Origin of the sequence: Bartonella sp. CL100XZDX, from assembly GCF_042195375.1 — a bacterium.
Lineage (GTDB): Bacteria > Pseudomonadota > Alphaproteobacteria > Rhizobiales > Rhizobiaceae > Bartonella.
The window spans coordinates 65,473-87,257 of sequence record NZ_JBHIOH010000026.1 but is presented as its reverse complement, the minus strand read 5'-3'; the positions used below and the strand labels follow the sequence as shown (position 1 = coordinate 87,257).

15 protein-coding genes are annotated in these 21,785 nt (G+C 36.8%); 6 read left to right on the top strand and 9 right to left on the bottom strand.

The window, feature by feature from the left end; all coding sequences use genetic code 11:
- Positions 1-2 precede the first annotated feature (2 nt).
- The 5 genes from ACFILU_RS02590 to glyA all read right to left on the bottom strand — a co-directional run bounded on the left by ACFILU_RS02590 (position 3) and on the right by glyA (position 4,066).
- A complete protein-coding gene (locus ACFILU_RS02590; RefSeq protein ID WP_375674619.1) occupies positions 3-458 on the bottom strand; it encodes a 6,7-dimethyl-8-ribityllumazine synthase in 456 nt (151 codons plus the stop codon).
- A gap of 81 nt (positions 459-539) precedes the next feature.
- Positions 540-1,157, bottom strand: coding sequence for a riboflavin synthase (locus tag ACFILU_RS02585; RefSeq protein ID WP_375674617.1), 618 nt, complete (start codon positions 1,155-1,157; stop codon positions 540-542).
- Complete coding sequence (gene ribD, locus ACFILU_RS02580) at positions 1,139-2,266, bottom strand: bifunctional diaminohydroxyphosphoribosylaminopyrimidine deaminase/5-amino-6-(5-phosphoribosylamino)uracil reductase RibD (protein ID WP_375674615.1); 1,128 nt, start codon at positions 2,264-2,266, stop codon at positions 1,139-1,141. Before ribD ends, ACFILU_RS02585 begins: the two co-directional genes overlap by 19 nt.
- Positions 2,259-2,741: a transcriptional regulator NrdR gene (gene nrdR / locus ACFILU_RS02575; protein ID WP_273791385.1), complete on the bottom strand. Its 483-nt coding sequence runs from the start codon at positions 2,739-2,741 to the stop codon at positions 2,259-2,261. Before nrdR ends, ribD begins: the two co-directional genes overlap by 8 nt.
- 11 nt (positions 2,742-2,752) lie before the next feature.
- Positions 2,753-4,066, bottom strand: coding sequence for a serine hydroxymethyltransferase (glyA, locus tag ACFILU_RS02570; RefSeq protein WP_273791386.1), 1,314 nt, complete (start codon positions 4,064-4,066; stop codon positions 2,753-2,755).
- A gap of 323 nt (positions 4,067-4,389) precedes the next feature.
- Here glyA and argC point away from each other — a divergent pair, with 323 nt between their 5' ends.
- A complete protein-coding gene (gene argC / locus ACFILU_RS02565) occupies positions 4,390-5,322 on the top strand; it encodes an N-acetyl-gamma-glutamyl-phosphate reductase (protein ID WP_273791387.1) in 933 nt (310 codons plus the stop codon).
- A gap of 20 nt (positions 5,323-5,342) precedes the next feature.
- Here the strand turns inward: argC and ACFILU_RS02560 are convergent, their stop codons facing one another.
- The 4 genes from ACFILU_RS02560 to hfq form a co-directional block, all read right to left on the bottom strand.
- Positions 5,343-6,419 (bottom strand): COX15/CtaA family protein, encoded by a 1,077-nt coding sequence (locus ACFILU_RS02560; RefSeq protein WP_375674636.1) that lies wholly within the window; start codon positions 6,417-6,419, stop codon positions 5,343-5,345.
- Between the two features lie 147 nt (positions 6,420-6,566).
- Entirely contained in the window at positions 6,567-8,393 is a 1,827-nt protein-coding gene (locus ACFILU_RS02555; protein WP_375657893.1) for a hypothetical protein, read from the bottom strand.
- A 144-nt stretch (positions 8,394-8,537) separates the two neighbouring features.
- Positions 8,538-9,881 carry a GTPase HflX gene (gene hflX / locus ACFILU_RS02550; RefSeq protein ID WP_273791390.1) on the bottom strand — a complete coding sequence of 448 codons (1,344 nt, stop codon included), beginning with the start codon at positions 9,879-9,881 and terminating at the stop codon, positions 8,538-8,540.
- 54 nt (positions 9,882-9,935) lie between these two features.
- Positions 9,936-10,175, bottom strand: coding sequence for an RNA chaperone Hfq (gene hfq, locus ACFILU_RS02545; RefSeq protein WP_005773461.1), 240 nt, complete (start codon positions 10,173-10,175; stop codon positions 9,936-9,938).
- 654 nt (positions 10,176-10,829) lie between these two features.
- Here hfq and ACFILU_RS02540 point away from each other — a divergent pair.
- The 5 genes from ACFILU_RS02540 (at position 10,830) to ACFILU_RS02520 (ending at position 21,763) form a co-directional block, all read left to right on the top strand.
- Complete coding sequence (locus ACFILU_RS02540; RefSeq protein WP_375674613.1) at positions 10,830-15,389, top strand: hypothetical protein; 4,560 nt, start codon at positions 10,830-10,832, stop codon at positions 15,387-15,389.
- Between the two features lie 1,105 nt (positions 15,390-16,494).
- Entirely contained in the window at positions 16,495-18,813 is a 2,319-nt protein-coding gene (locus ACFILU_RS02535; protein ID WP_375674611.1) for an NADP-dependent malic enzyme, read from the top strand.
- 189 nt (positions 18,814-19,002) lie between these two features.
- Positions 19,003-19,287 (top strand): acyl carrier protein, encoded by a 285-nt coding sequence (locus tag ACFILU_RS02530; RefSeq protein ID WP_375674609.1) that lies wholly within the window; start codon positions 19,003-19,005, stop codon positions 19,285-19,287.
- Positions 19,288-19,297: 10 nt separating this feature from the next.
- On the top strand, positions 19,298-20,473 hold the full coding sequence (locus ACFILU_RS02525) for a beta-ketoacyl-ACP synthase (RefSeq protein WP_375631264.1): 1,176 nt from the start codon (positions 19,298-19,300) through the stop codon (positions 20,471-20,473).
- A gap of 15 nt (positions 20,474-20,488) precedes the next feature.
- Complete coding sequence (locus tag ACFILU_RS02520) at positions 20,489-21,763, top strand: beta-ketoacyl-ACP synthase (protein ID WP_375631263.1); 1,275 nt, start codon at positions 20,489-20,491, stop codon at positions 21,761-21,763.
- Positions 21,764-21,785: the final 22 nt, after the last annotated feature.

Below are 21,785 nucleotides of genomic sequence, written 5' to 3'. Positions count from 1 at the left end.
ATTTAACGATTATCTCCAAATCTCTTTTTTAGAGCGATCATACATAAAGCAGCTTCAGCCGCAAAACCACCTTTATTTTTATCATCTAATTTTGCACGCACCCATGCTTGTTCTTCATTTTCAACAGTCAAAATACCATTTCCAATAGCCAAGTGCTGATGAACAGTTAAATCCATCAATGCACGACAAGAATCATTAGCAACAATTTCAAAGTGATATGTTTCACCCCGAATAACACAACCAAGAGCAACATAACCATCATACGATATCTTATTTTTTTCAGCAAAAGCTATTGCACTTGGTATTTCTAATACTCCAGGAACCGTTACAACATCATAACTTGCTTCAGCTTTTTGCAAAGTATTCACTGCACCTCTCAAAAGCGCATCAGAAATCCCCTCATAAAAACGTGCTTCAACAATCAATACGTGAGGCTTTTTACGTATCTCTTTCATCATAATGGAATTCCACAAAAAACGAATCAAAAAAATCAGGGTTATAAAGCATAAAATTCTGAAAACGATCAAGAAAGTTTTGGCTTATTCATCTTCTCTTTTTAAAGCTAAAATTTTTGCAGCATAACGAGCAAGTTGATCAATTTCCAAATTGACCCGATCTCCAATTTTAGCTTGTCCCCACGTTGTCATTTCGAGTGTATGGCGAATAATAAGAACATCAAAAACACAGTCCTCAACACAATTAACAGTTAAAGATGTCCCATTAAGAGCAATAGATCCCTTATTAACAATGAACGGCATAAATTGTCTTGAAACTTTTAAATAAAAACGAATTGCATCCCCTTCATTTTTTTGTTCAATGATTTCAGCCAAACCATCAATATGACCAGAAACCAAATGACCTCCCATTTCATCACCCAATCGAAGCGAACGTTCCAAATTAACAAAAGTTCCTTTTGTCCATTGTGCAAGATTCGTTAAACGTAATGTTTCTTCCCACGCCTCGACAACAAACCAATTGGAATCTTCTTGTTTTAATCCTCGTTCTACAATTGTCAGACAAATTCCTGAACAAGCAATTGACGCGCCAATTACTAAGCTTTCTATAGCATAGCGGGTAGAAATCTTTAAACGCATCCCCTGCTTTAAAGGTTGAACATCTTCAACACAACCAATATCCGTTATAATTCCTGTGAACATAATGTCTTACGTCTCCATTTATAAAAACGGTCATTTCCAAACATTCTTGTCTCAATCTCATGAAACTGCGAGAGATAATTTCCAAAATGAGGGGCTTCAATACGATTTTTGCCTAAAACAATGGGGGTATGAAAACATATCAAATGATCAACACAACCAGCATTCAAAAATTTTTCCCCTGTCTTGACGCCCCCTTCCAATAAAACACTATTAATCCCATGTTTATAAAGCATCTGTAAAAGAGCAAAGGGTTCTACACAACCATTGTTCATCTTTACCGAATAAACAGACACACCATATTGCTCCAATGCATTTTTTTTGCTTTTCTTTGAAAGATCCACATCACAAATAACCCATGTAGGAATTTTTATGGCTGTTTGGACAACTTTTGCATCAAGGGGGATAGATAAATCTGCATCCAAAATAATACGAATTGGTGAGCGCATCTCCATCCCTGGCAAGCGGCAATTGAGTTGTGGATCATCTGCTAATATAGTACCAATACCAACGAGGATAGCATTATTTTGAGCACGTAGAATATGCGTATGGGCATGAGAAAGTGTTCCACTAATTTTTACGCTGCCCTTCTCTCTTTTTCCAACACCATTATCGGCAGAAATTGCCATTTTAAAAGTAACCGCACAGCGTTGTATCTTCCTTATGCACCAATGCGTCCATAAGGATTCAAAAGCCTCTTCAGCTAAAATGCCCTCAACCACTTCAATACCCGCCGCTCGTAAAAGAGCAATACCATGACCATCAACACGCTTGTCACAATCAGTCAGCGCAACAACAACTCGAGAAACACCTGAATCAATAAGTGCATTCACACATGGCGAAGTTTTTCCATAATGCGCACAAGGTTCTAAAGTAACGTAAGCAGTCGCTCCTTGAGCCAAAGAACCTGCCATGTGTAAAGCTTGCACTTCCGCATGAGGACTCCCATGAATAGCTGTTACGCCATAGCCAACAATAAAAGCTCCCGCACCATTATCGTTTTGCACAATTAACGTACCAACAGAAGGATTCCCACCTGTAAGACCGACATGACGTTCTGCTAAACGAATAGCTGCAGCCATAAACCGTTCATCTTGCACTTTTTTATTCATCAAAACGAGATTCTGTATCCGCGATACCCTTTGACAATTCATCTATAACATCGTGAAAATCGCTTGCATTACGAAAATCTCGATACACAGAAGCAAAACGAATATAAGCAATATCATCAATTCTTTTCAATGCTTCCATCACAAGACGTCCAATTTTTTCTGAAGAAATCTCTGGTTCTCCCAAACTTTCCAGCTGACGTACAATGCCAGAAATTGCTCGTTCAATATGATCAGGATCAATATTGCGCTTACGTACAGCCACATCAACTGATCGCATTAACTTATCACGATCGAAGGGTTCACATCGTCCACTTTTTTTAGCAACCAAGAGCTCACGCAACTGAACACGTTCAAAAGTTGTAAAACGACCACCACAAACGGAACACACACGGCGGCGACGAATCACTGCCCCCTCTTCTGCTGGACGTGAGTCTTTAACCTGTGTATCCTCATATTGGCAGTAAGGACAGCGCATCCTTTGTATCCTTAACAAGTGCTAAGATAAGAGTAAAGAGGAAATTGATTCGTTATATCTTTTACCTTTTTCTCAACAGCCATTTCAACGGCATGATTATCTTCATCACTTTTTGCGCTCCGAAGACCATCAAGAACTTCTGAAATCAAATGACCAACTTGAATAAACTCTTTTTCTAAAAAACCACGCGTTGTGGTAGCAGGTGATCCCAAACGAATTCCCGATGTTATAGATGGCGTTTCAGAATCAAAAGGAATACCATTTTTATTGCAGGTAATATGAGCGCGTCCCAAAGCCAATTCAGCACGTTTACCTGTTAGATTTTTGGAACGTAAATCAACCAACAACAAATGATTATCTGTACCACCAGAAACAATATTAAAACCATTACTCTGTAATGTTTTTGCTAAAGTTTTCGCATTAGCGACAACATTGGCACTGTAACTCTTGAAAGAGGGACGCAAAGCCTCCTCAAACGCAACAGCCTTTGCGGCAATCACATGCATTAAAGGACCACCCTGAAGACCAGGAAAAATTGCAGAATTAATTTTTTTGGATAAAGCCTCATCATTTGTCAATATTAAACCACCACGAGGACCTCGAAGCGACTTATGTGTTGTTGTTGTTACAATATGCGCATGTGGAACAGGTGAAGGATGCACGCCACCAGCAACAAGACCAGCAATATGAGACATATCAACGAGTAGATGAGCACCAATCTCATCTGCAATTTCACGGAATCGCTTCCAGTCCCATAGCCGTGGATAAGATGAACCACCCGCTATAATAAGTTTGGGCTTACGCTCTTTTGCCAGCTGCTCAACTTCATCCATATCAATAATCTGATCTTCTCTACGTACACCATAGGAAACAACATCAAACCATTTTCCTGACATATTAACAGATGAACCATGCGTAAGGTGACCACCAGCATTTAAATCTAATCCCATAAATGTGTCATTAGGCTTCAGTAAAGCTAAAAAGACAGCTTGATTCATTTGGCTACCAGAATTAGGCTGTACATTTGCAAAAGCAGCACCGAAAAGCTGTTTTGCCCTTTCAATGGCTAAATCTTCAACGACATCAACAAATTGACATCCACCATAGTAGCGGTTTCTTGGATAACCTTCTGCATACTTATTAGTTAAAACAGACCCCTGCGCTTCAAGAACCGCTCTTGAAACAATGTTCTCTGAAGCAATCAGTTCAATTTCATGTTGTTGACGCTCAAACTCCCCTCTAATTGCATCAAAAATTGCACCATCAACAGTTTGTAAACTATCATTAAAAAAGCGCTTTTGTGCGTCATTTTCTTGCTGAGTCATAAAACACATTCCTAACATAAAAAAATAAAGTCAAGAAACGATAACACAGCAAACCATGCAAACCAAACATTTTAAACCACTTACACTCAAAAATAATAAAGCAAATATTTATCTTATTCTTTGTTATAAAAACAGCGAAAAACTTCCCTCTCAAGAATGGTAAAAAATGAGATTACATTTCTTTTTTTACACTCTTAATTTGTTTACACCTTTTACAAAAAATATCTATAATCTAAAGAAATTCAATAATTTAATGATTAGAAATAATTTATAATGTGAAAAGCTGAATATAATAGGCAAAGTTAATACGAAGGCAAATAAGAATGCTAACCAAAGTTTTTATTGATGGTGAACATGGCACAACCGGACTACAAATACAAAAACGCTTAGAAAGGCGTACAGATTTAAAACTACTCTCTCTAGCTCATAAAGATCGCCATAATGTTCATCTGCGACAAGACTATCTTAATCAAGCCGATATTGCTATTTTGTGTCTTCCAGATGATGCTGCACGCGAAACAGTTCATTGGCTTAAAAAAAATAAAAACATTAGGATTATTGATAGCTCGACAGCCCACCGTGTTGCACCAGACTGGGTTTACGGTTTTCCTGAAATGACAGCAGGACAAAGAAAGCGCATCCAAGCTGCACATTATGTAACCAATCCCGGATGCTACCCTACCGGGGCCATTAGTTTGATTCGCCCCCTCCGTGAAGCAGGACTACTAGACGCCTATTATCCCATCTCGATTAATGCAATCTCCGGCTATACTGGTGGTGGGAAACAGTTGATTTTACAAATGGAAAATCAATCTCAACAAAATATTCAGGACAATTATTTTATCTATGGTCTTAATCTTGAACACAAACATGTGCCAGAAATCAAAATCTATGGACAAATCAATCAAACCCCACTTTTTATACCAAGTGTGGGTCGTTTTTCTCAGGGAATGATTGTGAATCTTCCTCTGCACCGCCATTTATTCACAAAATCAGCAAACTGTTCTGATTTGCGCGAAATTCTCGCAAACCATTACGATGGACAAAATACCATTTTAGTTGCATCACAAGAAGAAACTGCTTCACTTCAAAGACTTAATCCAGAGTGTTTAGCCAATAAAGATGATATGAAACTGTTCGTATTTGGAAATGATCGTGAAGGTATTTTTAATCTCAGCGCCATATTCGATAATTTAGGAAAAGGCGCATCAGCTGCGGCTATACAAAACCTCGATTTAATGCTTTCAAGCGACTAAACCTCCTTAAACACAAACTTTTATTCAACAACGCGATATGCCCCTTTTGTTGCTCGCCAGTGCGCAACCGCAAAACATAACACTGCTAGTGCCATACTTTGATGAATGAGCCCTAAACTTATCGGAACCTCATGTAACAGTGTTAAGATACCCAAGAGTGCTTGGATAATAATCATAACACAGATAAGAAATGCACGACGAGAATGGGTTGAATGTGGAACATTTTTTTGTACATAGAAAGCATGAACAACTGAGACAATAAATAAAAAATAAGAAAAAAACCGATGAATAAATTGAACCATTAAGGAATTTTCGAATAAATTGAGCCAAACAGGACGATGCTGCAACAATCCATCAGGAATAATCTGCCCATCCATAAGCGGCCATGTATTATAGACTTTTCCAGCATGAAGCCCTGCAACCAAAGCTCCGAAATAAATTTCTATCAAGACGAGAATAACAAGCCAAGCCGCAAAATATTGCACCTTTTGATTTGCTGGCTTTTCTGAGTATTCTGCAAGTCCTCGAGATAAATAAGTAACAAAAACAATAACAAAACATGCCGTTATAAGATGAAATGCCAAACGATATTGGCTCACACTTGTTAAATTACTTTGCCCAATCCCTGAAGCAACCATCCACCAACCAATAAAGCCTTGAAAGGCGATAAGAATAGGCACGACAATAAGCGGAAGTAAGATATTTTTTTCAACACGCTTAGTCGCCCAAAACCAAATGAGCCCCAATAAAGCAACAAGACCAACAAGACGCCCAAGAACACGATGCGCCCATTCCCACCAAAAAATGACCTTAAAAGCACTTAAAGTCATATCAGGATTAAGCAGCTTATACTGTGCTATCTGTTGATATTTTAAAAATTCCTCTTGCCATTGATCCACACCAATCGGTGGAATAACGCCATGTATTGGCTTCCATTCCGTTATAGATAATCCTGATCCCGTCAAACGAGTAGCGCCACCCACTAAGACAATTGCCAAACAAAGCAATAAAATAGAGTAAAGCCACACCTGTATTTGTTTTCTATTTTTCTTTTGCACAGGTGTTAAAATGCTATTGTTTAATCTCTTTACTGCCATCTCTGATTGCCCCACGCTTCTCTCCAACTAAAATGCATTTTAAAATTTAAACATTAACTCTTTGTCTATTTTAGTATGTACTACAACTTTAGCAAAAAACAAGCGTACCACTATAACATGCGATACATATTTCTTTTTTTACGAAGCTTATGATGCAACAATGCGATAAACAGTCTTTGGAAAGCTGTCTACCATCCGCATCATCCATTCTTGTTCATTAAGAACAGTATTACAAATATAATAGTCTGTTAGCTCTGCAAATTGCTCAAATCCATATTTTGGTTCACTTGCCATCTCTAGGATGATAAAATCATATTCTTTTTTAAATTCTTGTAATATATGAGAAATATCATTTGAAAAATCTTGTGCAGAAATAGCACTTGTTAACCCCTGAGGAAGAATATCAACCCCCGTATCATAATCACGGTAAATAACATCATGCAACTTGGCATTGCCTGTTAAAATATCACTCAGTCCGCGATGTGGGCCAATGACTTTCTCTATTTGTTGACCAGAAATATCGACCAACAAAATTGTTTTATTCTCTTTTGTGAGATGAAGTGAAAGCTTTGCCGCTGTCCGTGCAGCCTCTGGTCCAATGATTGAAACAATGGTTGAAGCACGCCATTTCAAAACATCAGATAATCCCTCTATCGTAATAAAAGCTTCAAAATTTTTCATTTCTTGAGAGACTAAAATACTCTCATTCTTCTTAAGAGCATTTTCTTTTGATCTCAAATCCTCTTCTGAGAGTTGGTCTTTTTTGCTTTTAAAGCACGGATAAAATAACAATATTCCTAGCAAAAGAGTAAGGAAGCTGGCCAATGCACTCACAAGAATATTTTTTCCATAAAGAGCCATAAAAGAAATTGGTGCTAACGTTGTTGGCATAACCACGTGGATATTTGTATTTTGTAAGAGAAGAGGATCATCACTCAATCTCCGATATGAATCAATAATTTTTTCTCTTCGTTGAGCAGACTTGCTCATCGCTTCATTTTGTGCATCGACTGCTGCTTTTATTTTATTTTCAAACTCGTTAAATATTTCATTCAAAGATTGGGATTGATCTTTTACAAAAAAGTTCATTCTTTTTTTGAGCTGTTTTTCTAATTCCGTTGCAATAACCTCATCTGAATGAACTTGATAAACGATTTGTAAAATTTTATTTTTTAATTGATGAGAAACTGTCTCTAATTCTGCAGTCATCGCTTTAATTTGAGGATGTGTCCACCCCAGTTGCGCAGCCATATGTGCTCTTTGTGTTTCCAAGAGGTCACGTTTAGATTCCAGAGAAACAATTGCTGAATTGCCTGCAATAAACGATAAAGACAGTAAAGACTGCCCATTTTCACGCATCATATTAATTGTTGAATTCAAACTTGTTAAATGAATACGCTTTAAAGTTGCTTGCGTTAATTGCATCGAAAGATCATGAAGCTCTGTTTGTTTTACACCATGCTGAATAAAAGAATCAACAGATTTACGAAATTCCTGCACGATATTAACGATTGCAGTATTATCATATTGTTTGTCTTCTAATTTATCATTTAACAAAAATTGTTTCTGTTTTATGATTGCTTGTGAAAATGCGGAAAACCAAATTTCCAACCCACGTTGAGCTGCTTCAAGTGTCTCGGCTTCAAAAGTAAGATCGATAAAATCACCATGACGCGATAAATGGATATTTTCATGATTTTTTTTCTTATAAGAAGCACTTAAAGAAAAATTCGAATCATTGAAGAACATAGGCTGTGAAAACAAAAAAGCGATAACATCGTCTTGCTTTTTAATTGGTAATGGTTTTCCTACAGAATCAGATAATGAAAATACTAAAGTTGCTTGGTAACCACGGGGCTGGACAAAATAATACAACCAAATCAAAGATACACATAGCATTTGTAATAGCAAAACAATCAAAATGCTTCGCCATACGGTACGTACGAATAGTCTTTTATTACACTTAAGACTCATCTTTATTTTAACCAGCAAAATACTTCTTCATATTGTTTTATTAAGAGAAAGTAGTAACTATCCTCTTAATTTGCTGTCATATTATTTTGAGATAAGAAAAACATAAAATTTAAGCATAAATGTTCAACAATAGCTTTAAAGAACTTAATTCATATTTTTTTTGATATTCTCTAATTGCTTTTTTGCTTCAGAAGTAATAACGGCTCTAATAGTAATAGACCCATCATCATGTCCTTCTTGCACTATTTCCGCAGAGTTTTCATAAAACCAATCGATAAGCGACATTTCATGAGGCTGTAAAAGATATTCAATGCTTTGCACCTCTCCAAAAATTCGCATTTCAATAGCTCTTAATAATTGATCAAGTCCATCCCCTTTAAGTGCTGATACCATGAGAGCAGGATTTAATCGTGTTTTTGCGCTTGTTTGTAAAACACTCAATGCTTGCCCATCCAACATATCAATCTTGTTCCAAACTTCTATGATATGCTCCATATCATCAATATCGATATCAAGACTTGAAAGCACTTCTAAAACATCTTGGGCATGTGCTCGATGATCAAGATCTGACATATCTCTTACATGAAGAATGAGATCCGCTTCAACCACTTCTTCAAGGGTTGCTCTAAAAGCTGCAATCAAATTTGTTGGCAAATTAGAAATAAACCCTACAGTATCAGACAAAAGAATAGTTTTTCCATGGGGAAGAACAACTTTGCGCAAAGTCGGATCAAGCGTTGCAAATAACATATTCTTTGCTAAAACATCTGCACCGCTTAAACGGTTAAAGAGAGTTGACTTTCCTGTATTCGTATATCCTACCAGTGCCACAACAGGATAAGATGTTTTTTTCCTTTTTGCTCTATGAAGTGCACGTGTTTTAATAACCGTTTCTAATTCGCGGCGAATACGAATAATTTTCTCTTGTAAAAGACGCCTATCTGCTTCAATTTGCGTCTCACCAGGTCCACCTAGGAAGCCACGCCCCCCCCGTTGCCTTTCCAAGTGTGTCCAACTACGCACAAGCCTCCCTTTTTGATAGGACAAACGCGCTAACTCTACTTGCAAAACTCCTTCTTTTGTTCGTGCACGATCCCCAAAAATTTCAAGAATCAAAGCCGTTCTATCGATAACTTTGCAATTCCATAATTTTTCTAAATTACGCTGCTGTACTGGCGTTAAAAAGTGATCTACAATCGCAAGCTCAATAGAATATTCATCTATATAACAGGTTAACGCATCTACTTTACCTTTTCCAAAGAGAGTCGCAGAGCGAGGCGTTGCAATATTAATCGTTTCATAATTAACAACTTCTAACCCTATAGCACGCGCTAACCCTAATGACTCTTTAACACGAGAAGATACAGAACACTCTCTCAAAGAGCTTTCACTTCTATTTTCTTGAAAAAACGGTATCAAAACAAGTGCGCGCACCTGTCCTGTGTTCTGCGCAAATACCCCTCCTAATCTCTCATTTTCATTTATCATAGCAATCTAAGTACTTTAAAAATGGGATAAGAGGTCTATCTTAAAATGATATGTTTACTCAGGACTTTCACCCTCAAACATCTGTACAGGCTGCCCAGGCATAATCGTAGAAATAGCATGCTTATAAACCAATTGCGCGTGTCCATCTCGGCGTAAAAGAACACAAAAATTATCAAATGAAGTTACAATACCCGTGAGTTTAACGCCATTGACAAGAAAAATTGTAAGGGAAATTTTTTGCTTACGCACCGTATTTAAAAACACATCTTGTAGGTGTTGTGATCGCTCTGCCATTATTCTTACACCTTTATCTAGATTGCATAAAATATTCGTGCATGCATATCGACTGAAAAATATCCAATTGTCAACGTAGAAGCTTCAAAATTCAGCAACAAACAACTGAAATTAGAGAAAAAACGGCTCTTTAAGGCAATAATAAAGTACAGCTTACGAAAAGCTATATTAAATTAAAAATTTTTCCACGTTTACTTTTTTATGAGCTTACAATTCAAAGGCATACTTTTATACGTCCTAAGCTATTACAGACTATATGTGATGATGAAACTTCTTCGTTTAGAATCAATAAAAGTAAGCGGACAACAACATTTATTAACGATTATCGGTATTAAAGAGAGGCGTTCGCACCTTACTGTATATATAACTGCTATTAAATTGTCCTTATTTCAAAGACTGCCGGCTTATAAAGCTTTTTATAAACACAAGTTGTAAACAGTGTTTTTGTTTTTGTTAGATTTAAATAATAAATTGTTTTTACTATATTTTATAACATTTTTAAACAGGGTATAAGAAACTGCGTTAACTTTATCTTGATAAGTTTTTAAAATTTTTCCCTAAGCATATTCCTTTCTAAATAATTAACAGCTAGTATATAGAAATTATGTGGAAGAGGACGTATCCCTTTTCCGGCTGTAAGAGTACGAGGCGAGTATGGCACGCAGAACCAAATTGCAAACATTTGAAGTTGAAGTTGAAGAAGCCCTCACAAAAGCTATGAACTTTGATTTCGATGACACAGGATTTGAAACGATATCATCCAATAATTCTGAAAATGTTGTTAATGTCGATGATCTGATTCAAAAAATTGCAATGGCAGAAGAAGAATTTTTTGCTGAAAACGGTACGTCAACTTTTGTTTCTAATATTCATGATGAAGCTGTTATTGATAAATCCGTTGTTGAACAGCTTTTTGCTCCAAAACCTTCACCTGATCTTTCAGGTGGAACTGTTCATAATACATTATTGCCTACAAAACTTCTTCCTGCAAATGATGATATAACAACCCCTGTAAATTTTGGACCATTCAAGCAGCGTTCTTCCTCTCGAGTCTACTGGTATACAACAGCGCTTAGTGCTTTATGGGCAACGGGAGGAGCTTTTATTGCGCATAAGCTCGCACCTACCGGACTCAGCTCCTTATCCAATATCAGCACTTTTGTTACATCCCCAACAGGACTTGCTGTAGCAGCCGGAACAGCAATTCCTATCCTTATATCTTGGGGCGTTGCTCAATTAACAAAACGTTCAAACGACTTGCATAATATTGCGCTTCTTATGACCAATGCTGCACAGCGCCTTAGTGAACCACAACATCTATCTGAAAAACAAGCTATTGCTATAGGGCAAACCATTCGTGAAGAAGTAGCGGCAATGAACGAAGGTATTGAACGTACCCTCGGACGTGCTGTTGAACTTGAAGCAATCATACAAGGTGAAGTTCACAATCTAGAACAAGCCTATGCTGAGAATGAATCACGCATTCACACATTAATCAAAGAATTGAGTAATGAACGCATAGCCATTTTGAATCACGCAGATCGCGTACAATCAACAATTAAAGGAACCCAAGAACAACTGAGTGATGAATTTGGTTTGGTTACCTCTAACATTGTGACCAATGTTGAAAAGCTTGCACAAACCCTTTCTCAAACTTTACAAAAACAAGGTGAAGACCTTGTTGAAAAACTTTCCTATGCCGGTGATGGCGTAACAAATCAACTTGTTGAAAAATTTAACAAAACAACAACACAAATTCAGCAGAAAAACACGGAATTTTTTCATGAATTAGGAAAAAACTTTGATGGTTTTGCAAAACGATTTGATCATAATGAAAAACAAATAGAAAAAACCTTTAATGAAACAGCTGAAAAAGCGGAAGTACATGTTGCTAAAATTGCAACACATATACAAGCAGTAACAGATCAAACTTTGCACGCTGTCGATGAAAAGTTTAAAGCCTTGGATAAAGCTCTTATTGATCGTAATAATCAATCTCTACAGAATTTTGATGAGAAGATCTTAAAGCTCGACGACCAAGCACATAAACTCTCTTCTAAATTTGATAACGTAACCTCGCAAGCAATTGGAGCCTTTGAACAACGTTTAGCAACTGTTGATCTTTCTCTTAAAGAACATAGTGATTCCATCATTGATTCCTTTATAGAACGCAGTCAGGCTTTAGAGGATAATGCTGAAAAGCTTGGTAACTTCTTGGAAGCTCATGTCTTGAAAATAAATGAGAACCTCCAAGAAAAAACAGCAGACATTACCCATGCATTTACAAATGGACGTGAAGCCATTCTTTCTGCAATTGATAAAAGTAAAGAAAGTCTGAGAGAAGAAATTCAATATGTCGACAATGCCATTGTTGATATCATACAAGAACGTTCACAAGATTTTAAAGTACAACTTTCTGATCAACGAGCTCTTATGGCAGACATGCTTGATAACGAGAAAAATAAAATTGCGGATACTTTAAGAAATCAAATTGATGTTTTGTCCCAAAATACTTCTCATATTGAAAAAGTTTTGGCTGATAATGTTCAAGTCGTTGATAAACAAGCTGAAAATCATATTACAAACATCATTCAATGCACTGAAAAGCTACAAGATGTCATTGTACAAAGCTGCAATACAACCCAAGATGCTTTAGAAGCACAGGCGAGAAATATTGATATCCGTGCCGATGCTCTGCGCGACTCTTTAGCAATTAATAGTTTTTCTCTCAATGAAGTTCTTGCCGATCAAGCACGCACACTTGAGCAACGCATGGAAACAATCCATAACCTCATTGCAAAAAGTGATATACGTGTCGATGTTGCATTGAAACAACAAATAGATTTAGTTGAGAGTGCAATTGTCGCCAATAATAAAAACATTACTGAAACGGTTCAAGATCATATCAGAAACCTTGAAAACCATGCCGAAATTTTAAAGAATACTCTTTCTCAATCGAGTGGTGTTTTCTTTGAAACCCTTGAAACACGTATGGAATCATTTGATACAGATCTAGAAGATCGTGCACACAAAATTTTTGAAAGAACAACAACGCTAGAGGAAACATTATCTGAAAAATTCAGCCAAATCTGTGAAGCCATTGATATGCAAACATCTGTTATTGAGGAACGTTCTGACACGTTAAAAACGTCTCTCATTCTTAATAATGAGCAAAGTCAGATAATTCAACAAGCGCTGGAAAGCAGTGTTGACAATATGCGTGTAACCTTAGAAGACTCTGTTAATACAGTTACAGATAACCTGCATAATAAGATTATAAAAGCTTCTGATATTCTTTCTTCTACGAGTGAACAAATTCTTTCATCTGTTACAAATGTTACTGCACAAGCAGAAAATATTCTCTCAGAATCAGGCAATCGCATTGTATCAAATGTCAAAAAAACTGTTTATGATACCAGTGAAAAAGTTCTGTCCGTTCTGTCTGAACAAACAGCGCATACTGTTGAAGCTTTCGCAACAGCCAGTCATAATGCACAAGCATTATTGAATGAAACTATTCACACATCAACAACAGCAATAGAGCAAGTCCTTAATGAACGCTGTGATGTTCTTCATCACTCTATGCAAAATCTTAAAAATAATTTAGGATATCAGCTCTCTGATGTCACGAGCCGTCTGGAAGATGCTGGAAATCAAACAACAACACAAATTTCACAACATGTTGGAAAAATAACAGAGCTTACAAATCACTTAAATCAAGCAGCGCAAAATACGACAGAATCAATTGATTCTTTAACACAGCATATCGGTGAACAACTCTCTCTTTCCACACAAGATGCTGAACAAAGAATTTATGCACATAATGAATCTTTAGTGAATAGCTTAACCAAAGCTAACTCTGAAACACTTCAAACAATAACGATTATGAAGGAAGAGCTTGTTAATAATGTCTCATCCATCTTAACACAGTTGAATCAATCAATTCACAATTTTCACGAAAATAGTAATGTTTTATTATCGGCTGTTCAAAATATTGATGGGCAGTTTAATGAGAGTACGAATAATTTTTTCCGCAACACGGACCAAGTAGCAGAGCGTTTGTCAGCCTCAAATCAAGCGCTCAATACTAATGTTGAAATTCTGCAAGGACTTTCAAAGAGTACCTTTGAACAAATTAATCATATAACGAGCAGTTTTGGTGAACATGCAAAGACACTTTCCCAAACTATTCATGTTCTTGAACAGTCTGAAAATTCACTTAGTGCAACACTTGAAGAAAAACATAATGCGCTTTCTGTATTAAGCGATGCTCTTGTTTCAAAGTCTCATGAAATTAATCAAATGATTGGGCATTATGAAAAAATCTTCAACTTAGCACTTGAACGCTCTGATAAGAATGCGCGTAACTCCACAAATTCATTCCAACAATCACTTAATAAGCTTGTTAGTGAAGCATCAACGCGTTTTTCAGAAGCAGCAGAAGATATACGTCGCTCCGCTGATGAAGTTCGTTTAGAGCTTTCAAAGATTAATAATGATATCAATGAAAATGTAAAAAAACTTCCAGAAAAAACAAAAGAAACAACGCAAACAATTCGCACAGCTTTGAATGAACAGATTACAGCGTTACAAGATTTAGTCAGTGTTATACAAAATGATCAAAAGAGCGTACAAAAACAGCTAATATCAGCATTTCCTACATCATCAATATTTAATCAAAAAAGTGACAGTTCCACTGAGTCTGTTAAAAAGATTGTGCCACCTAAGCCTATCTTGCAACAAGATCAAAGCAAAAAAAGACCAAATAAATGGGTATCAAATCTCTTAGAAAGAGCTTCACGTGAAGAAACATTTTATGATGCTCCCCCTAGTGATGATGTTTTAACATCAGTGCAAACAAAACCATCTCCTGCAAACTGCTCTCTTAATTCATTAGCTTCTGGTATAGTGCAAGCTATTAATCACAATGCCATTGTTGAGCTATGGGATCATTATCAACGTGGACAAAAAAACATCGTAACAGAACGCCTTTATACCTTAAATGGACAAAAAATATTTGAAATGATTAAGAAAAAATATATGAGCGATTTTGGGTTTAAACGTTCAGTGAATCAATATGTTACAGATTTCGAAAAGCTCTTACGTGATATATCGCGCAGTTCTGGCTCTTCCAACTCAGTTCGCAAGTACTTGATATCAGATACCGGAAAAGTTTACACTATGCTTGCTCATGCAAGTGGTCGAATCCAATAACAAATAAGAAAAGTGGAAAAAATATTTTTTCCACTTTCTCTCTCTCCAGTTGTTTTAATGGCTTATCATAGAGTACTTTTCTTTCAACTGTAGCTTTGTACTTCAAAGGTTGGGATAATTGGCATGCGAGTTTTCTTTGATATCCTAAGCAATAACCCTAAAGAAGCGTAATGGCTTATCAAACAACATATCATTCTAAGAATGATAAAGCATGTTTTCTATTTCCTTATCTTTTTCTTAACTTCTTTATTTTTCATAGTTTCATAAAGGTACAAAATCGGTAATAATTATTTTTATTAATTGTGAAAAAAATTCATGCTTTTGTATTAAAATAGCTTATAGAAACACTTCTATTTATTTTTTTAATGTTTTTATCCACATATTACTCTCGTTTGAATTATGTAAGTAAATGTTTTTTTATTATATTAGGTGAATTTGAAATAAAAGAAGCTTATTGTATTCAAATTTCCTATTCAACATACGAGATGATTCATTATAAATTATAAAGTAACGCATTATACGGAATATATGAACTTTAGGTATAAAACATGCAATTACAGCTGTTTCGGATATACTTTTCGTTTATTAAAACACAGATTTGTCAGTATATTAAAAATATACAGCTCGCATTATTAAGAGTTCAATTGAATAATAAACAAAAAGTTCCAGTTTTCTTTTAAAGAGCTGCAAAAACAATTTATAAATTGCAAATTGTTATTTAAAATTTCTTCTATCTCCCTATAGAAATTTAAATAAAGAAGATGAAGTTAATAGAAAACACTCTTCTTTTTTTTCCTTAATTTGTAAGCATTGCAAAAAAAATAATGGCTTGGTAATGTAATCATTAGTAATATTTTATTTGTTTGTAGACTAATCAATTTTTACGCGTTTTATTAAGGAAAGAAAAAACTAATCGTGCTGCTATCAATGAAATTATTCATTGTGCACAAACAAAAAGAATCATCAAACTGGTTTTACGATCCAGAAGAGTTTTCTCATACTCATGCATTTTGATATTCAGAGAAATGAGGATCTATTAGTGGACAAAACCTTATCGTAGATGGAACATCTCATATACACATACGCTAACTTGGATATCATAAAAATGTCTAGAGAACGAAATAGTGATTTCAGTTCACCAAAAGCTGAACTTGACAGTGCCGCACTTTTTTATCACCAACACCCAAAACCTGGAAAATTGGAAATACAAGCAACAAAACCTCTTGATAATCAACGTGATTTAGCTCTTGCTTATTCTCCAGGCGTTGCAGCACCATGTCTTGCGATTCATGAAGATCCCAATCTTGCTGCTCAATATACCTCCCGTGCTAATTTAGTCGCTGTTATATCCAATGGAACTGCTGTTCTTGGTTTAGGAAACATTGGTCCACTCGCTTCCAAGCCAGTTATGGAAGGCAAGGCCGTTTTATTTAAAAAATTTGCGAATATTGATGTTTTTGATATTGAAATTGATGCATCCGATATAGAACAAATGGTACAAACAATATCGACCTTAGAGCCTACATTTGGTGGTATTAATCTTGAAGACATTAAAGCTCCTGAATGTTTTGAAATCGAAGAAAAGCTTCGTGCTAAAATGAATATTCCAGTTTTTCATGATGACCAACATGGAACTGCCATTATTGTTTCTGCTGCTGTATTAAATGCCTTAAATCTTTCAGGAAAAAAAATTGAAAATGCAAAAATAGTTACCTCAGGTGCAGGTGCTGCTGCCCTCGCTTGCCTTAATCTTTTGGTTCGTCTTGGGGCGAAAGTTGAAAATATTTGGCTTAGTGACTTAGAGGGGGTTGTTTATGAAGGTCGCAAGACCCTTATGGATCGTTGGAAAATCAATTACGCACAAAAAACGGACGCACGAATTTTATCTGATATTATTGATGATGCGGATATTTTTCTAGGCCTATCTGCGGGTGGTGTTTTAAAGCCTGAATATCTTAAAAGAATGGCTCAAAATCCACTCATTTTAGCGCTAGCTAATCCAGTACCAGAAATTATGCCTGAAGAAGCACGCTCTATACGACCAGATGCAATGATCTGCACAGGACGCTCTGATTATCCCAATCAAGTTAATAATGTCCTTTGTTTTCCCTATATCTTCCGTGGTGCATTAGACGTAGGTGCTAGTGCAATTAATGAAGAAATGAAAATGGCCGCTGTTCATGCGATTGCTGCCCTTGCACGTGAAGAAACTTCAGATGTTGTAGCACGTGCATACTCAAAAGAACCACCCAATTTTGGACCAGACTATCTGATCCCCTCTCCTTTTGATCCGCGTTTAATACTGCGTATTGCCCCCGCTGTTGCTAAAGCAGCAATGACAACTGGTGTCGCCATTCGTCCCATTGAAGATATGGAGGCCTACTATGATATCCTCAATCGATTTGTCTTTCTTTCTGGTTTAACAATGAAACCTGTTTTTGCTGCAGCAAAAACAGCAAAACGTAAACGCGTCATCTATGCCAATGGTGAAGATGAACGCGTCCTTCGTGCAGCACAAGTTGTCATTGAAGAACAAACAGCAACGCCCCTCCTTATCGGCCGTCCACATGTCGTAGAAGCAAGATTAAAACGCTTTGGTTTAAGAATTCGTCCCGGTATAGATTTTGAATTAACAAACCCTGAAGATGATCCACGTTTTCGTGATTATGTTAATTTATTTTTTCATTATACAGGAAGACGTGGTGTTACGCCTGAAATGGCAAAAACAGTAGTGAGAACATCAACAACGGCTATTGCTGCCCTTGCCGTTATGCGTGAAGAAGCAGATGCAATGATTTGCGGCTTAGAAGGACGCTTTGAACGCCAACTTGAATTGATTGAACAAATTATCGGTCTTGATCCTAATGTTCACCGTTTTTCTGCTATGAGTTTGCTTATCTCTCAACAACGTACTCTTTTCCTTACAGATACTTACGTCAATGAAAATCCTTCTGCAGAAGAAATCGCTGAAATGACTGTGTTGGCAGCTCAAGAAGTTGAAGCATTTGGAATAACACCAAAAGCAGCCTTATTATCACACTCAAACTTTGGTTCTAAAAACACAGAAAGTGCGCGTAAAATGCGACGTGCAACAGAAATTCTTGCCAAATTACACCCTGATTTAGAAGCAGATGGTGAAATGCATGCTGATGCTGCCCTTTCCAAAGTTTTTCGTGATCGTGTTTTTCCTAATTCTCGTCTTAAAAGTGAAGCTAATTTGCTTGTCTTTCCAACACTTGATTCAGCCAATATCACGCTCAACACTGTTAAAAGCCTCACAAATGCACTCCATGTTGGTCCTATTCTAATCGGGGCAGCACGTCCCGCCCATATCTTAACACCTTCAGTAACTTCCCGGGGAGTTGTTAATATAACAGCCCTTGCTGTCCTTGCTGCCAATAGAAAAAATAGTCTCGTAAAATAAATGCGTAATAAAATTTCAAAGTTTTTTAAATATTGAGATATAGTATTTCATGTACTGTAAACCTCTTTTCTCTATAGATAAAGACAGCTATATTCTGGATTAAGTCTTTTTTTAAAAGAGAAAAAAGGCTAGAAGAACAATATTAAATGTATTTTGAATTTACTAACTCTATAATAAGGAATCCGTACATTGCCTTCCACGTTTGATAAAGTTGCTGATATCATTGCAGAAATCAGTGAAATTGATCGCAATACAATTACACCTGAAAGTCATACAATTGACGATCTAGGAATCGACAGTCTTGATTTTCTTGATATTGTTTTCGCTATTGATAAAGCTTTCGGAATAAAAATTCCTCTAGAACAATGGACACAAGAAGTCAACGAAGGTACCGTTGCAACAGAAGAATACTTTGTTCTTAAAAACCTTTGTGCAAAAATTGATGATCTCGTTGCCTTAAAACAGGCGGAGTAGTTTTTTCGCCATGCATGATCAATCTGTATTCATCACTGGTATAGGTCTCATAAGCTCTCTGGGGGAAGGAACTGATCAACATTGGAATCTCTTAAATGATCCAATCCGTACACCAAACCTAGATTATACAACTTTTTCACCCTACACGGTTCATAAATTGCCCGAAATTGATTGGAGTTTACAAATTCCTAAAAAAAGTGATCAACGGCAAATGGGAACATGGCAGCGTCTTGGTACCTATGCGGCTGGTCTTGCTCTTGATGATGCCGGCATGAAAAATAATGAACAACTCACTTCAACAATGGATATGATCGTAGCTGCAAGTGGGGGAGAACGTGATATTACTGTTGATACACAGATTCTTTCTAAAGCGCGCGCAGTTGCCGATCATGCCTCTATGTTAAATGTTGCTCTTTCAACTGAACTTCGCCCAACATTATTTTTGGCACAACTTTCAAACCTTTTGGCAGGAAACATTTCAATTGTTCATAAAGTCACTGGATCATCTCGTACATTTATGGGAGAAGAAGGCAGTGGTCTTTCTGCACTTCAAATTGCTGTAGCTCGTATTAAATCAGGTCAAAGCACCCATGCTCTTGTAGGAAGTTCCTATAATGCACAAAGTTATGATATGTTGTTGGCGCATGAGCTTGGTGGTCTTTTAACCCATAATGGATGGAGCCCAGTGTGGGATCGTGAAATCCACCCCGGCGGCGGTATCATAGCCGGTTCTGGTGGTATCTTCCTAGTTATTGAAAGTGGAGAACATGCCAAAAAACGCAACGCACGTGCTTATGCTGAAATTAACCAAATTATTACAGACCAAACAGATAGAACCAAAATTCCACTTAGAGAGTCAATTGCAACAATGTTGAAAACTGCTGGCGCTAAATCTGCCTTAGCCATTTCAGCAGCCTCAGGAGCTCACGAAGCAACAAAAGCAGAACAAAATGCTCTTGATAATGCTGATCTATCTTATCGTGGCATTACAACATTATTTGGTTATATGAGGGAAGCACAATTTCCTCTAGCTCTAGCTCTTGCAGCACTTTCAATTGAAAAAAAACATTGTTTTCCAGCGTTAAGTCCTCATGAAAAACCTTTTTCTAAAGAAGTACGTGAAATATTTGTTACAACTATTGGTATAAAAAGAGCTGAAGGTATTGTGCGTCTTACAGCTGTTTGAAGGGGAATTTCTATAGTGAAATATCATGATCATTTTGGGCGTCCACTTGTAGCAATAACTGGTGCAGGCATTGTCACATCACTGGGACAAGGGAAACATGAAAATTGGCAAAAATTAACAAGTGGTGTAAGTGGTATCCACAAAATAACACGTTTTCCCGTTGAGGGATTAAATACATATATTGCTGGAACAATTGATTTTCTTAAAGAAAGTACACTTGGTGCTTCAGCTCTCTCTGAGAAGCTTGCACATCTTTCTGCTGAAGAAGCTTTAGAACAAGCTGCTATTGATAAAAAAAAATTTAATGGACCACTCTTTCTAGCTGCTCCTCCTGTTGAACTTGAATGGAAAGCACGTTTTAGTCTTGATCAAGAGGAAGAATTCAATAATGAGCCTTCTTATGCACATCTTCTTAAAGTCTGTAAGGATAAACTCCATGAGACGCTTTTTGAAGCCACACAATTTGGTGCAATTGCAGAAAAACTTCAAAAAACATTTGGCACAAAAGGACTTCCTGTTACACTTTCCACTGCCTGTGCATCTGGTGCAACAGCAATTCAATTAGGTGTTGAGTCTATTAGACGGGGAGAAACAAATCGAGCTCTCATAATTGCGACAGATGGATCAGTTTCAGCAGAATCTCTCATCCGTTTTTCGTTACTATCTGCTCTTTCAACTCAGAATGAGCCTCCAGAAAAAGCAGCAAAACCCTTTAGCCGTGATCGAGATGGTTTTGTTATGGCAGAAGGCTCAGGCGCTCTTGTTCTTGAATCTCTTCAAAGCGCATTAAACCGTAATGCTACAGTTTTAGGAATTTTAGCTGGCTGTGGAGAAACCGCCGATGACTTTCACCGTACACGTTCAAAACCCGATGCATCACCAGCAATTGAATCCGTTCGCAAAGCTTTAGACGATGCAAAAATAACCATCAATGAAATTGACTATATTAATGCCCACGGAACTTCAACACCTGAAAATGAGAAAATGGAATATCTTGCATTATCAACAGTATTCGGTGATCTTTTAAAGCATATTCCAGTCTCTTCTAATAAATCAATGATTGGGCATACATTAACTGCTGCTGGTGCAATAGAAGCGGTTTTTTCGCTTTTAACCATTCAATCGGGGATACTTCCACCGACAATAAATTATGATAATCCTGACCCTGCGATCCCTTTAGATGTTGTTCCTCATCATAGCCGTAAGGCCTGTGTCAATGCGGTTTTGTCAAACTCATTTGGATTTGGTGGTCAAAATATGAGTCTTGTTATCACTGCATATAAAGGATAATCCTTTAATAATAAAATTTTAT

What these genes read in the sequence shown, in the direction of transcription:
- ACFILU_RS02590 (WP_375674619.1), bottom strand. Translation starts at nt 458, where the DNA reads ATGATGAAAGAGATACGTAAAAAGCCTCACGTATTGATTGTTGAAGCA.
- ACFILU_RS02535 (WP_375674611.1), top strand. Translation starts at nt 16,495, where the DNA reads ATGTCTAGAGAACGAAATAGTGATTTCAGTTCACCAAAAGCTGAACTT.
- ACFILU_RS02585 (WP_375674617.1), bottom strand. Translation starts at nt 1,157, where the DNA reads ATGTTCACAGGAATTATAACGGATATTGGTTGTGTTGAAGATGTTCAA.
- argC (WP_273791387.1), top strand. Translation starts at nt 4,390, where the DNA reads ATGCTAACCAAAGTTTTTATTGATGGTGAACATGGCACAACCGGACTA.
- hfq (WP_005773461.1), bottom strand. Translation starts at nt 10,175, where the DNA reads ATGGCAGAGCGATCACAACACCTACAAGATGTGTTTTTAAATACGGTG.
- ACFILU_RS02560 (WP_375674636.1), bottom strand. Translation starts at nt 6,419, where the DNA reads ATGGCAGTAAAGAGATTAAACAATAGCATTTTAACACCTGTGCAAAAG.
- glyA (WP_273791386.1), bottom strand. Translation starts at nt 4,066, where the DNA reads ATGACTCAGCAAGAAAATGACGCACAAAAGCGCTTTTTTAATGATAGT.
- hflX (WP_273791390.1), bottom strand. Translation starts at nt 9,881, where the DNA reads ATGATAAATGAAAATGAGAGATTAGGAGGGGTATTTGCGCAGAACACA.
- ACFILU_RS02540 (WP_375674613.1), top strand. Translation starts at nt 10,830, where the DNA reads ATGGCACGCAGAACCAAATTGCAAACATTTGAAGTTGAAGTTGAAGAA.
- ACFILU_RS02525 (WP_375631264.1), top strand. Translation starts at nt 19,298, where the DNA reads ATGCATGATCAATCTGTATTCATCACTGGTATAGGTCTCATAAGCTCT.
- ribD (WP_375674615.1), bottom strand. Translation starts at nt 2,266, where the DNA reads ATGAATAAAAAAGTGCAAGATGAACGGTTTATGGCTGCAGCTATTCGT.
- nrdR (WP_273791385.1), bottom strand. Translation starts at nt 2,741, where the DNA reads ATGCGCTGTCCTTACTGCCAATATGAGGATACACAGGTTAAAGACTCA.
- ACFILU_RS02555 (WP_375657893.1), bottom strand. Translation starts at nt 8,393, where the DNA reads ATGAGTCTTAAGTGTAATAAAAGACTATTCGTACGTACCGTATGGCGA.